The following is a 12,548-nucleotide window of genomic DNA, read 5'->3' as shown; positions in this document are numbered from 1 at the left end:
CCCTACAAGGTGATGGACGTAGCCGGATAAAACAGCGTATTAAGCGCCAACAGGACCATCCAGAAGCCGATCTCCAGGGTTTCCGTAATCGGCTGGATACGCTTCACCGCGCCATACACATGCACCACGAACATCAGCGTGAACACCACAAACAGGATGTCGAAGGCGTAGCTAAAACTGGTACCCGTGGTTGCAGAACGCAACATCGCCACTTCCACCACCAGGATGAACGCCCCCAGGCACCGGCCAAAATAGATCGCCAGATGTTGATGCTCGGGAACAGTCCAGCGCATCGCCCGGGCCCAGGCAATGGGTGCAATAAAGATCGGCAGGGCAAAAAACAGCGTGGTGACGATCATCAAGGTGGTGATGTAGTGCTGACTGTATTGCGCGTAGTGACCGAGCATGGCGGACTCCTTTTCCTTGAAGGCAGCCTCTGCGGGCTGAAGCTCAGAATTGCAGCCCCCAAGACTGGCGCCCAATGTCAAGAGGTCGCTAAAGACCAAAGAGAATGGGCTTGGGTAGAAGGGATTAGTACCGAAGACGGCAGGGACGCGAGCACACGAAAAAAGACGCTCGCCCAGCCTCCTCTATTGCCACTAGCAGCTCTGTGCAACCGCTATACCGGGCGAACACGACAATCCTAAGCATTTAAATCGACCATAGCTGTAGGAAACTTCTCAAACCCTTGCCCTACCCATTCAGCCACTGCTATAGCTGCAAGAGTTGCAAGCCCGAAGTCACTGCTTTGCCGCTTGTATCGACGCCTCGACTACGCCGACTTTCGGAACGGCGAAGGCTGAACCACTAACGGGTGCCAGAACCTGTCGCCCGGAGTGGTTTCAAGCTAGCGAGAATAATACCGAGATACATTTGCAACACGATGACATCACGCAGGGAGCTTGATGCAGTAATGACTTCATTTTCGGAGCAGGAAAATACCGCAACCACGCCACACCTTGTCCACCCCAAATATCGCCCGGATATTGACGGACTCCGTGCCATAGCGGTTTTAGCTGTCGTTTTTTTCCATGCGTTTCCAGCGTGGCTCAAAGGCGGATTCATTGGCGTCGATGTATTTTTTGTTATTTCTGGCTACCTGATTTCCACCATCATATTTAACAGCCTTGATAAAAACTCCTTTAACTTCCTGGCGTTTTACGGGCGTCGGATAAAACGAATTTTCCCAGCGCTGATCACCGTACTGGTATCGTGCAGCATGTTCGGATGGTTCGTCCTTTATCCAGATGAATATTCTCAGCTAGGAAAACACCTGCTCGGTGGATCGACGTTTATTTCCAACTTCGTACTCTGGAACGAAAGTGGCTACTTCGACACCTCCGCCGAGATAAAACCGCTGCTGCACTTATGGTCCCTGGGTATTGAGGAACAATTCTACATCCTATGGCCACTGGCTTTATGGCTTGCCTGGAAAAAACACTTTAACGCCCTCCTCATAATTACAACAATAAGCTTGATTTCGTTTTTCCTGAACATTGCAAACATCCACAGCGACCCCTCAGCCACATTCTATCTACCTCAGACAAGAGCATGGGAATTGCTCGCTGGCTCGCTACTCGCCTACATCAACATTTACCGGCATCCACTAGCAGACCCGCAGGGACTATCGACCGGCGGCACTTTACGCAGAGTTCTTTTAAACCCTGCAGCAAAACCCAACGAAAAGATAATCAGAAACACCCTATCAACGGCAGGCACATGCCTAATCGGGTTTGGAATACTATTTATAACCAAAGAACATTCTTTCCCCGGGTGGTGGGCCATCCTTCCCGTTTCAGGGGCGTTTTTTATTATCGCAGCCGGGCCTGATGCATGGATCAACAAAAACATTCTCTCAAGCAAACTGTTCGTCTGGTTCGGGCTGATCAGTTTTCCTCTGTACCTATGGCATTGGCCCCTCCTGGCATTCGCCCGAATTATCCAGAGCGATGTTCCGAGCCGAGAAGCCAGAGTGGCCGCCGTGCTTGCTGCGATCGCTCTGGCGTGGCTGACATATCGCTTTCTAGAGCGCCCGCTACGAAACAATCAAAGTAAACTCCAAACGCCTATTCTTGTCGTACTCATGGCGAGCATCGGTGTAGCGGGCTTTACAATTTTCAATCTTGCTGGGCTGCCGAACCGGAACGCCGTCAAAAGCGCAGAACAGTTCAATAGCCAGTTTGTAGGGCCACTGTGGAAATTCAGCCAAAACAATACCTGCGTCGATCGGTATAAATTCAAAGAGGCAGAGTCATATGGCTGGTGGTTCTGCATCACAAATAAAGATGAAAAGCCAACCCTGCTGTTGCTGGGCAATAGCTACGCAAATCATTTGTACCCTGGGTTGGCTGCGAACAAAAAAATAAACAACCACACTCTCCTCTCCATTGGTGCCTGCCCCCCTAACATGGGGATTCCATCTGATGAAAACACGGAAACCAACACAACCCCCTGCTCTGGCTATCGGGCATACCACCAGAAACTCTTGATCAATAGCATCATCGAAGAAGAAAAAACAATAAAGTACGCGATTCTAGACGGCCTCGACTCCCAACCAACCGATGACGCCATCAAAACGATTGAAGAACGCATCAGCTATCTCGAGAGCCACGGCATTCAAGTCATCGTTTTTGCACCTCACATCAGAATAAAAAAAGACCTGAAAGGTTGTTTTTCTCGCCCACTGAAAAGTGGACCCGCGTCGTGCGATATCACCCAGCAAACAAGAGAAAAAATATTCAATGACTTCAAACCATTGATCGATGAAATCTCAAAAACACACCCCACGGTGAAGTTCTTCGACCAGAACGAATTATTCTGTGACTTCCTTGGTTGCTCGCTAGTGAGGAATGGCATGCCTTTGTTCAGAGATGAATATGGCCATTACTCAGAATACGCCAGCGCACAACTTGCCACCCTTTTTGTAAAGTGGGCTGAGCAACATGCACCGGAAATTCTGGAAGAATGATTTATGGATCGCATGGGTAAAGTGGATTGAGTCAATGCCCCTAATCCTACGCAAGCAATTGATCCATACTTCGCGCTTGCTGGAACCCTGAGCCACTCGGAGGCGCGCCAGAGCAATCCATGATGAAACACTCAGCCAGTACATTCAAAGAAAGTCCGTCATCAACCGGGTAGCACCTCAAGATCCAAGTGCCAAACCGCGCGTACAGAACCCGTTAATGCGATTTCGGGTACAACGTAGCCATTGGTGCCAGTCCGTAGTCGACCCAAAGCTGGCGGTGGTGACAGGCAGAAATCGGCCAACAACAGGCGCCCTCCTCTCTAGAGCCAACGTCTAACCTGGCTGCAGTATTGCGTGAATGCTCTGCCGAAAAGGCGGGCAAGGGCCCGCTCCTCCGGCCCGATCTGGAAGCGGTTCATGTACATCACGAAGCCCAGCACGCCCAGGAGTGCCAGCGGCCAGGCGAGGAAGATTGACCAGGCTATCAGGACTGTGGCGAAGCCTAAGTACATGGGGTTGCGTGTATATCTGTAGACGCCCGAAGTGACTAGAGCAGAAGCCGTTTCCGGCCTCAGCGGGTTGACCGTAGTGCGGGCACGGCGGAAGGACAGCACGCCTGCTAGACAAATAGCTACACCTGCTAGCAACACCATCAGCGCCAGGCCTGCGCGCCACTCTATAGTCAGCTCCAGGGCTCCCGGTGAGTGTCGAGCAGCGAACCACATCAACAGGCCGAACAGGGTAGCAACCAGCGGTGGAGGGATGCGGTTGTCCATGATGAACGCCTACTAGTTTCGAACTTGCTACCAGAGTGAGGGTTATAGCCACTATAGGGTCAAGCCCCATGAACACGATGATGGCCGCCACCCCAAGCACGCCGCATTGATTGCGCTGATGATTACTATCGAAAGGCACGCCTGTTGAATTGGCAAATCTGATTCCTATAATCGCCCCCCATTTCTCCCCCGCCTGGCTTCAGGCGACATTCCCCCGGAATCCAACACCATGCCAAGCGCCAGCCAGGCCCCTCGCGACATCCCCGAACATAGCCAGCAGAGTGTCAAACAGCAGTGGTTGGCGATTATCTCCGTCGCCGTGGGGGCATTCGCTTTGGTTACCAGTGAGTTTCTCCCGGTGGGCGTGCTCAACGATGTCGCCAGTGACCTTGGCATCAGCGCCGGCCACGCCGGCCTGATGGTTACCCTGCCCGGCATAATGGCTGCCCTGGCCGCCCCCTTGCTGTCTGTCGGGATTGGCGCCATGGACCGTCGCTATCTCCTGATCGGCCTGACGCTGATCATGATCATCGCCAACTCGGTCGTGGCCTTCGCCAGCGACTTCAGCCTGCTACTGTTCGGTCGTGTGCTACTGGGTATTAGTATCGGCGGCTTCTGGGCGACTGCCATCGCCCTGAGCGGCAGGCTGGCACCCAAGGGGGTTGGCGTAGCCCAGGCTACCTCGATCATCATGGTCGGCGTGACCTTGGCCACCGTACTTGGCGTCCCCGTAGGCACCTGGCTCAGCGGATTGATGGGCTGGCGCATGACCTTCCTGATCACCGCGCTGATGGGCATTCCGGTACTGCTGGCGCAGATCTTCCTGCTACCGCGCCTGACCCCGGAAAAGGCCATTCGCATCAGTGACCTGCCAGCCCTGTTTATCAATCCACAAGCTCGAGTCGGATTGATTGCGGTATTGCTGATCGGCCTGGCGCACTTTGCCGCGTACACCTACGTCGCCCCCTTCTTCAAACACAGTGCCGGCTTCGACGGACCGACTATTGGCTCGTTGCTCCTACTCTTTGGCGTGGCCGGAGTATTGGGTAATATTTTTGCCGGTTTCGCGGCCAACCGCAGCGTGCGCCATACCCTGTTGCTGGTGGCACTGATGATCGGCACCAGCACCGCCCTATTCCCTCACTTCGCCATTGGCATGACTGGCGCTGCGATGCTGATCGCGCTCTGGGGCTTCGCCTTCGGCGCGTTCCCGGCCTGCGCCAGTATCTGGATGTTTGTCGTAGCCCCCAAGGATGTCGAACGCGGGATGCCGCTATTTGTTGCTCTGTTCCAGGTGATCATTGCGCTGGGCTCGTTCTTTGGCGGGCAGATCGTCGACCAACTGGGCAGCTCGGTGCTGCTGAGTCTCGCCACGGCGCTGGTAGGTTGCGGTTTTGTTACCGTGCTGGTGCTGGGGCGCAACATCACCAATAGCCTCGCGGCCCAGCCCTGCTAACAGCTGATACTAATCTTGGCTATTCGTGGGTTTTCGCGAACTCAAGGTGCTGGAGCCCTTGCCCATCAGGGGCTCGCAGCGAAATCAGCGTATTCCTGTCCCGCGCATTCATCATTGCTCTCGCGTAACCCGTGTTTTGCTCTTCGTCAAAGTCAGGCTCAACAGTACCGACATCAATATGATGCCGCCGACGATGGTCAGTGACCATTGGACCGGCATGTGCCACCACGGCGCGACCAGCATCTTGCCGCCGATGAACACCAGTACGATGGCCAGGCCAAATTTGAGCAAGTGGAACCGGTAGGCCATGTCGGCAAGCAAAAAATACAGTGCGCGCAGGCCCATGATGGCGAATATGTTGGAGGTGAACACGATGAAGGGATCGGTGGTGACAGCGAAGATAGCCGGGATGCTGTCAACCGCGAACACCAGGTCACTGGCCTCGATCAGTACCAGCACCAGGAACATCGGCGTCGCCCAGCGCAGGCCGTTCTTGCGCACGAAGAAGTGCTCGCCGTGAAAGCCGTCGGTGATACGAAGATGGCCACGCAGCCAGCGCAGCAAAGGATTCTTTTCGAGGTCTGGCTGCTGATTGGCGAAGATCAGCATCTTGATGCCGGTGATGACAAGGAACGCACCAAAGACATAGAGCAACCAGGCAAACTCCTGCACCAGCCAGACACCGGCGAATATCATACCCGCGCGCATGATGATGGCGCCGAGCACCCCATAGAGTAGGACACGGCGCTGCAACTCTGGCGGCACGGCGAAGTAGCCGAAGATCATCACGAAAACGAACATGTTGTCGATCGACAGCGACTGTTCGATCAGGTAGCCCGTCAGGAATTCGAGCGTTGTACGCTGCGCCACTTCGGCGCCGAACATGCCGCGCAGATACCACCAGAGCAGGAGGGCGAAGACCAACGCCAAACTGGTCCAGGTGGTGACCCAGGCCAGCGCTTCGCGCACCGAAACACGATGCGCCTTGCGCCCGCCGAAGACAAAAAGATCCAGCGCCAGCATGGCGAGAACGAACCCGAGAAAGGCAGCCCACATCCAAGGTTGGCCAACGCTCATGGCAGTCATGTATCTATCTACCCAAGGTTGGCCGCTTGCGGAAGTAATCGTGCAACCCCTCGGATTGCTCGAAACCGCGGCATTGGATGACCATCTGCATGACTGTCTCCGCATAAAGCAGCAATGGGCTGGAAGAAGTCATGCTAACGGGCATGTTGCATCAGTAAAAATCGTTTATTCGCTGCGAACTGTTCGTTTTTTTCGAAGTATTGATACAAATGCTCAACGCCGGTAATGCTGGCGTATATTGATAGTGTCAACCTAGGTAGTTGAGGCGATAAGAGATCGCCCATGGTGGGACAAACGCCAGTGTTGGGGACACTAGCGGACAATCCAGAACGTTTGGAGGTGCCACATGAGTGACTATCAACGACTCTTTCTAATCGCAGGTCCAACCATGCGTCACTCGCCGGCAATGGAGCGGGCAATTGCACTTGCCGATGCCACAGGCGCAGCGCTGCATATCGCGGTGTTCATCGAAGACTTCGACCTTATGCGGTTGATGAGCAACAGTGAACAACTTCGTGAGAGTTGCCGGCAAGCGAACCAGCAATGGTTGATGGACGAGGCCGAACTCATGCGCAGGAAGGGCATCAATGTGACCACCGAAGTTGCTTTGACCCGTGACCCGCTGCAAGAAATCCTTGTGCATGTGGCTGCAATGCAGCCGGACCTCATTATCAAGGACATACGTCACGAATCAGCGCTCAAACGAGTATTCGTCACGCCGTTTGATTGGCAGTTGTTGCGCGATTGTCCGACCCCTATACACCTGGTCAGCGACGTCAGGTGCCCGCTTCCTCGGGTGATAGTGGCGGCAGTTGATCCATCGCATCCAGAGGGCCAGATCAGCGGAATCAACGACAGCGTCATCCAGGCGGCGAAGGAAATGGCGGCGCAATGTGATGCTGAGTTGCACATGCTCTATGCCTATGAACTGACACACACACATTTCTCTGATGCGGGCGCTGGCGCCGTGACGATGCCAGGCTTCAGCAACGACGTGCGCCGCTCACTTGAAAAGTGCTTCGTTACCTTGGCGAAACGCTACGGCGTGCCACCTGAGCGACAACACTTCATTGCAGGGCCGCCAACCAAAGCGATGGTCGACTTTGCGACTCATACTCGAGCGGATGTCTTCGTAATGGGAAATACCCATCACAAAGGGGTGGACAAGCTGATTGGCAGTACCACGGAGCATATTCTGTATCAGGTACCCTGCAGTATTTTGGCCATCAAGGGAGCAGCGGATCAATGAATGAAAAACCCGCCATGATCGCAACCAGTTGTTGGTGCTGAGGCGGTTTTAACCCAAGCTGCCGACTTCGACTGCCCGCTAGGTGGCCTGTGAAGAGCCGTGCAAGACCATCGATTACCGAGTATTCAGATAGGTCGACGATTTCCGGCAGCCTGGGTTAAAACCGCAACGGCGCCAAGCTGTGTCGTTCAAATTGACGCTCTAACACGATTTAGCCTGTTGAGGGCACCGCACATTGCTCAGCCTCCCTCACGACGCTGCCCTAGTAGGCTGAACTTTTTACCAAGTCATCTCCTTTTGACATCGCCGACCTACGTCTGAGCAAACTGCAATGGAATACCACTCAAACGTTGCGCGGCGGCTGAGGATTTCGAACGTTCGAAGAGAGAGTTGGGAGAGCCACCCCTCTCAATCCCGGCAAAGCGGGTCAATATCTCCAGAAAACTGGAGTTACCAGTACCAATACAGTCAGGATCTCCAGCCTTCCTAGTAGCATTCCAACGGTCAGTAGCCATTTGGCGGCATCCGGTAATGATGAGAAATTACCTGCCGGCCCAATGATCGTGCCAAGCCCGGGTCCGACGTTACATACCGCAGTAGCTGCGCCGCTCAATGCGGTTGTCCAATCAAGTCCAATGAGTGCCAAGCCCAAGGCGATGGTGGCAATCGTGATAGTAAAGAAAAACGAGAAGGTCAAAAGCGAACGCAAGATATCCTCGTCGATGGGATGACCGTTGTACTTCTTCTGGATCACGGCCCGAGGATGAATCAACTGCTTCAAACTACTGACCAATAGGGCAGCAGCTACCTGAAAACGGAAGATTTTAAGACCCCCTGCCGTTGAGCCTGAACATCCACCGACAAAGGTCAGATAGAAAAAGAGCAAGACAGCGAAACTGCCCCATAACGTGTAGTCGCCAACCGCAACTCCGGTGGTCGTGACGACCGAGGTCACATTGACTGCCACGATACGAAACGCATCCCACCATCCGTAATCGCTGTGAAAACAAAGCCACGTCCCCACAGCCAACCATGTGACGAGCAAGAATCCAATGAACCCGCGTACTTGGTGGTCCTTGATCAGTGCACGCCGATCGCCTCGCATTGACGCGACGTACAAGGTGAATGGCAGGCTACCCAGAATCATAATGGCCACTGCCACCCAATGAATCGCGGGTTGCGTCCAATGCCCAAGTGAGGCGTCCGACGTTGAGAACCCCCCGGTCGAGATCAACGACATTGCGTGGTTGACCGCGTCAAATGGCGTCATTCCAGCGAGCCAGAGCGCCAGAGCGCCGACACCAGTAAGCCCCAGATAGAGCAAAAGAATGTACTTGGCTGCCAAATGGGAGCGCGGTGTCACTTTCTCCGACCAATCTGAGGACTCTGTCTGGAACAGTCGCATGCCGCCCACTCGCAGCAGAGGAAGGATCGCCACCGCCATGCCGATAAAACCGATCCCTCCCAACCAATGCAGCATGGAGCGCCATATCAACAAACCGGGAGATGAGCTATCTAGCCCGGTGAGCACAGTCGAGCCCGTGGTTGTGATGCCAGACATCGTTTCAAAGAATGCGTCGGTGTAGCTGATATCGCTGATGAACACCATGGGCAACGCTGCAAAGGTGCAGACAACCACCCAGCTTCCGGTGGTCAGCAGGTACATATCCCTGGGACGAAGCTGGCCAGTATCAGGCCGCCCCCGCACGATCAACAGGAGACCACAGATCAATGTAATCAAACTCGACCAGAGAAATGCCGACAGATCGTCGCTACGCTCATAGACCACCAGTGTGATCATGGGAATCGCCATGCTTACGGCCAGCGTGATCAGAAAGATGCCTAAGATGAAGCCGATAAGCCGAATGGCTGCGAGGGACATAACAGTAGCGTTCCAAATTTGCACCGCGCAGTATCGGATGCCCAACCTAAACGCTCCATAAATTTTTCGTAAAATTTCTACAACCAACCAGTCGGGCTCCGTGCGTCAAAGGGCCGCTGTGGGTTGAAGGCCGTCGTTCTAAAAAAGCCCGCCTGGTGCTGTGGACTCCCCATTCATGATCACCCACTCGCCACTGACCTCGGCCTTATCCTGGCGTTGGTTGGTCGTGATCTAGCGAATAACCAGCGCCTCAAAGCGCAAGCCTTCAAACACCCGGCGAATGTCCAGATGGTCGTTGACACTGACCATCACCCTGCCCCTGCAGCCGCGCATGAAGTCATGCCATGCACTCGTAGTGCTCGAAGGAAAATCTACGCCATAGCCTGCGGTCTGCCAGTAAGACGGAGCCATGCAGTGAAAGGTAGGCGCTCGGCACATTGCAGCCAGGGCAGATTCTCGACGGAAGTACCCAAGGTCTGCCCGGAGACCTTGCCGGCGAAGGCATGATGCTGCAGGTCGAAAAATCGGGCGGCGCGCGGGATGTCGCTAAGAGTTACGTGCGGGTCATCTTCTGCCACTCGAACACTTGGCGCGATCCAAGCACTTGGCGCTTGGCTGTGCGAGCAGCAGGGCATCAAACAGGCATGCATTCAGGGCTTGATGGGGTGCGCGGACGTGAAGATGACTGAGCACTACCAGGCTGGCATGGTGACAACGCGCAGGTTTACATGACGGTAAAAGCCGGGCTGTCGGTGTAGCGCGGTGGTCGTTTACCCAAAACAGTCTCAACGTTCTGAAGAAATCGACAACAAAAAAGGGCCCACCTTTCGGTGAGCCCTTCTAGACCGCCCAGCAGAGCGGATTTTGTTTGGTAGGCGCGATTGGACTCGAACCAACGACCCCCACCATGTCAATGTCTGCTTGCGCAAGCTGCAAGCCTTGCTGCTCTTGGATTTCACAGAACGCCCATTCACATCATGAGGCGTCAAAAAATGGCCACTTTCCGCTTACTTCCGTCCGGCAACTGGAATGCTCAGGTACGGATTCAAGGTAAATCTCCCCAGTCGAAAACCTTCACCACCAAAGCCGAAGCTCAGTCATGGGCCAATCAGCTTGAAGCCGTGACGATGGATCGCAAGTACCACACCATCTATACGTTGGGCATGACGTACTGCGAAACCATGCTCAAAGGGAAAGGCAGCTACGACCACGCACTTAAAATCGTGGAGCATCTGGGCAGGCATTTCACGCAGCCCATTCAAGACATCACCCCACAGATGATCAACGACTTCAAGATTATGCGACTGAAGAAAGTGAAGCCGTCCACGTGCAGGACGCAGCTTGCATTCATGTCCCGCTTCTATAGGTTCGCCAAGCGCGGCCTACTGATCGACATCCACAACCCAGTCAGTGATATCGCACTCCCCAAGCCTGATCGGTCTTCAGACAAGGTGATCAGTGCAAGCGAGCTTGAGCAGTTACTGGCGAAGCTGTCACCCATCATGAAGCCCATTGTCGAACTGGCATATGAGACTGCCATGAGGCGCTCTGAAATCCTGAAGCTGACCAAAGACTGCCTGCACCTAAAGGATCGCATTGCCGATGTGATCGATGGAAAGAACGGTACACGGTCAGTTCCCCTCACCCACCGTGCAGTGGAAATTCTTCAGATGGCCCAACTGTGCGCAACCGTAGAACGTCACCCGAGCAACTTGATTTTCCCGGTCACTCCACACGCCGTATCTCAGGCAGTGCGATTGGCACGAGTCAAGGCTGGCTTAGACAGTAGTGTCCGACTGCACCAGCTCAGGCACACCAGAATCACCAACGTCGCCAAGAAGGGCTTCAACAACGCACAGATCATGATCGTCTCAGGGCACCGGGATACACGATCTGTTGCCCGGTACTCCCATTTGAATGTCAGGGATGTTCTGCACCTTATTGATTGACCAACCGGATGGGCCGCCAGCCTCGATTAACTGAAAGGTTGGTCGCTCCGAAAACTCGCTAGAAACCATCGATAAACTCGAGCATAACCTGCACTGTATTCGTCATGTCCTGAGGGATAACCGTCGTTAAGTCCAGTGTTTACGGGCTTACATGGCTGTCTGGACTAAGCAGGATGCTTTCTCTCCGCTGAAAAGGAGTTTTCCAAACTCTGGCAATCGTAAATGTCAACCCCTAGGGGGTTGCTTTTTTAAGGGGATCGTGTATAGTGTTCCTCCTGCCTAGTGGGCAGAACAGATCGCCGAAAAACCTCTACGTGGCAAGTGCTGAAAATGCACGAAACCACAGGAGGTTTTTTAACGCCTGAATTTTGGCTGACTACCGCCTGACAGTCATAGCAGATCATGAGAAGCCCCATGACAAACGCAATCGAAGCAACACCAACATTGAGGTCAACGACATCGAATAGCTGAGTTCCTGCTCCTCCGTAGTGAGAAGAATGACGAGCCCGATGCCGACCAATGTGTCGGTTTTTTTATGCCCATTTTTTAACTGAACGGAGGTACACCATGCAACAACACAGCATCTATGACGTCACCCGAACCATTTACGTAATACCCAGCGTCGCTGGAATCCACCTTGATTACAGTCTTGGTGAAGAGCTGCCGCTGTTCGCACCGTTGCCGACCGACACTCTGGTGTTTGGCGTTGGCTATAACTCGGCAGCAAGACGCAAGGCGCTCGGTTTGCCAGTCCACGAGGCAACAGGACGCCCGCACAGCAAATGGAAAGACATGCTCGCCCGGTGCTACAAGTCTGGGGCTGCCGCTTATGCGGGATGCACAGTCTGCCGAAAGTGGCACGATTTCCAAGAATTCGCTGACTGGTTCGTTGCTCAGCCATATGCACATGAGGCCGACACGGAGCTGGACAAAGATATTCTTGACCCACTCAACACAGTCTACTCGCAGGAGTTCTGCTCGCTGGTTCCAAGAGTGATCAATCAGATGTTTCGAAACACCCGGAGTCAGCGAGGAACGCTACCCATTGGGGTAACCTGAATCGCCCCGGGTTTCGTAGACACCTCCATGCCTTAAAATGAGGCCAATCAGGAGGTGCCATGAGCAACCCGCGTTATCCCGAAGAATTCAAAATCCAAGCAGTCAATCAAGTGACCGAAAAGA

The 12,548-nt window shown here is 54.0% G+C and carries 9 protein-coding genes and 1 pseudogene; 5 read left to right on the top strand and 5 right to left on the bottom strand.

Annotation, left to right across the window (positions count from 1 at the left end; all coding sequences use genetic code 11):
* Positions 1–2 precede the first annotated feature (2 nt).
* Positions 3–407, bottom strand: coding sequence for a hypothetical protein (locus AACY45_RS17760; RefSeq protein ID WP_339546665.1), 405 nt, complete (start codon positions 405–407; stop codon positions 3–5).
* Positions 408–913: 506 nt separating this feature from the next.
* Here AACY45_RS17760 and AACY45_RS17755 point away from each other — a divergent pair.
* A complete protein-coding gene (locus tag AACY45_RS17755) occupies positions 914–2,968 on the top strand; it encodes an acyltransferase family protein (RefSeq protein ID WP_339546664.1) in 2,055 nt (684 codons plus the stop codon).
* A gap of 320 nt (positions 2,969–3,288) precedes the next feature.
* Here AACY45_RS17755 and AACY45_RS17750 read toward each other — a convergent pair whose 3' ends face one another.
* Positions 3,289–3,744: a methyltransferase family protein gene (locus tag AACY45_RS17750; protein ID WP_339546663.1), complete on the bottom strand. Its 456-nt coding sequence runs from the start codon at positions 3,742–3,744 to the stop codon at positions 3,289–3,291.
* 229 nt (positions 3,745–3,973) lie between these two features.
* On the opposite strand from AACY45_RS17750, the gene AACY45_RS17745 reads away from it, so the two are divergent.
* Positions 3,974–5,200: an MFS transporter gene (locus AACY45_RS17745; RefSeq protein WP_339546662.1), complete on the top strand. Its 1,227-nt coding sequence runs from the start codon at positions 3,974–3,976 to the stop codon at positions 5,198–5,200.
* Positions 5,201–5,311: 111 nt separating this feature from the next.
* Here the strand turns inward: AACY45_RS17745 and AACY45_RS17740 are convergent, their stop codons facing one another.
* Positions 5,312–6,286, bottom strand: a complete 975-nt coding sequence (locus AACY45_RS17740) for a TerC family protein (protein WP_339546661.1) — start codon at positions 6,284–6,286, stop codon at positions 5,312–5,314.
* A 346-nt stretch (positions 6,287–6,632) separates the two neighbouring features.
* On the opposite strand from AACY45_RS17740, the gene AACY45_RS17735 reads away from it, so the two are divergent.
* Entirely contained in the window at positions 6,633–7,535 is a 903-nt protein-coding gene (locus tag AACY45_RS17735) for a universal stress protein (protein ID WP_339546660.1), read from the top strand.
* A gap of 427 nt (positions 7,536–7,962) precedes the next feature.
* On the opposite strand, the gene AACY45_RS17730 is transcribed toward AACY45_RS17735, so the two are convergent.
* Both AACY45_RS17730 and AACY45_RS17725 read right to left on the bottom strand, forming a co-directional pair.
* Entirely contained in the window at positions 7,963–9,417 is a 1,455-nt protein-coding gene (locus tag AACY45_RS17730; protein WP_339546790.1) for a TrkH family potassium uptake protein, read from the bottom strand.
* A gap of 138 nt (positions 9,418–9,555) precedes the next feature.
* Positions 9,556–10,018 (bottom strand): annotated as a pseudogene (locus tag AACY45_RS17725) (DNA adenine methylase); the annotation flags it as partial.
* 391 nt (positions 10,019–10,409) lie between these two features.
* Between AACY45_RS17725 and AACY45_RS17720 the strand changes: the two are divergent.
* Positions 10,410–11,366 carry a tyrosine-type recombinase/integrase gene (locus AACY45_RS17720; RefSeq protein ID WP_339546659.1) on the top strand — a complete coding sequence of 319 codons (957 nt, stop codon included), beginning with the start codon at positions 10,410–10,412 and terminating at the stop codon, positions 11,364–11,366.
* 567 nt (positions 11,367–11,933) lie between these two features.
* The gene (locus AACY45_RS17715; protein WP_339546658.1) at positions 11,934–12,425 is read left to right on the top strand and encodes a hypothetical protein; all 492 of its coding nucleotides are present in this window, start codon (positions 11,934–11,936) and stop codon (positions 12,423–12,425) included.
* The last annotated feature ends 123 nt before the right edge of the window (positions 12,426–12,548 follow it).

Source organism: Pseudomonas sp. RA_35y_Pfl2_P32 (assembly GCF_963970735.1).
Classification (GTDB): domain Bacteria; phylum Pseudomonadota; class Gammaproteobacteria; order Pseudomonadales; family Pseudomonadaceae; genus Aquipseudomonas.
Note: the sequence above shows the minus strand (reverse complement) of the source record. Positions and strands in the feature narration are given on the sequence as shown.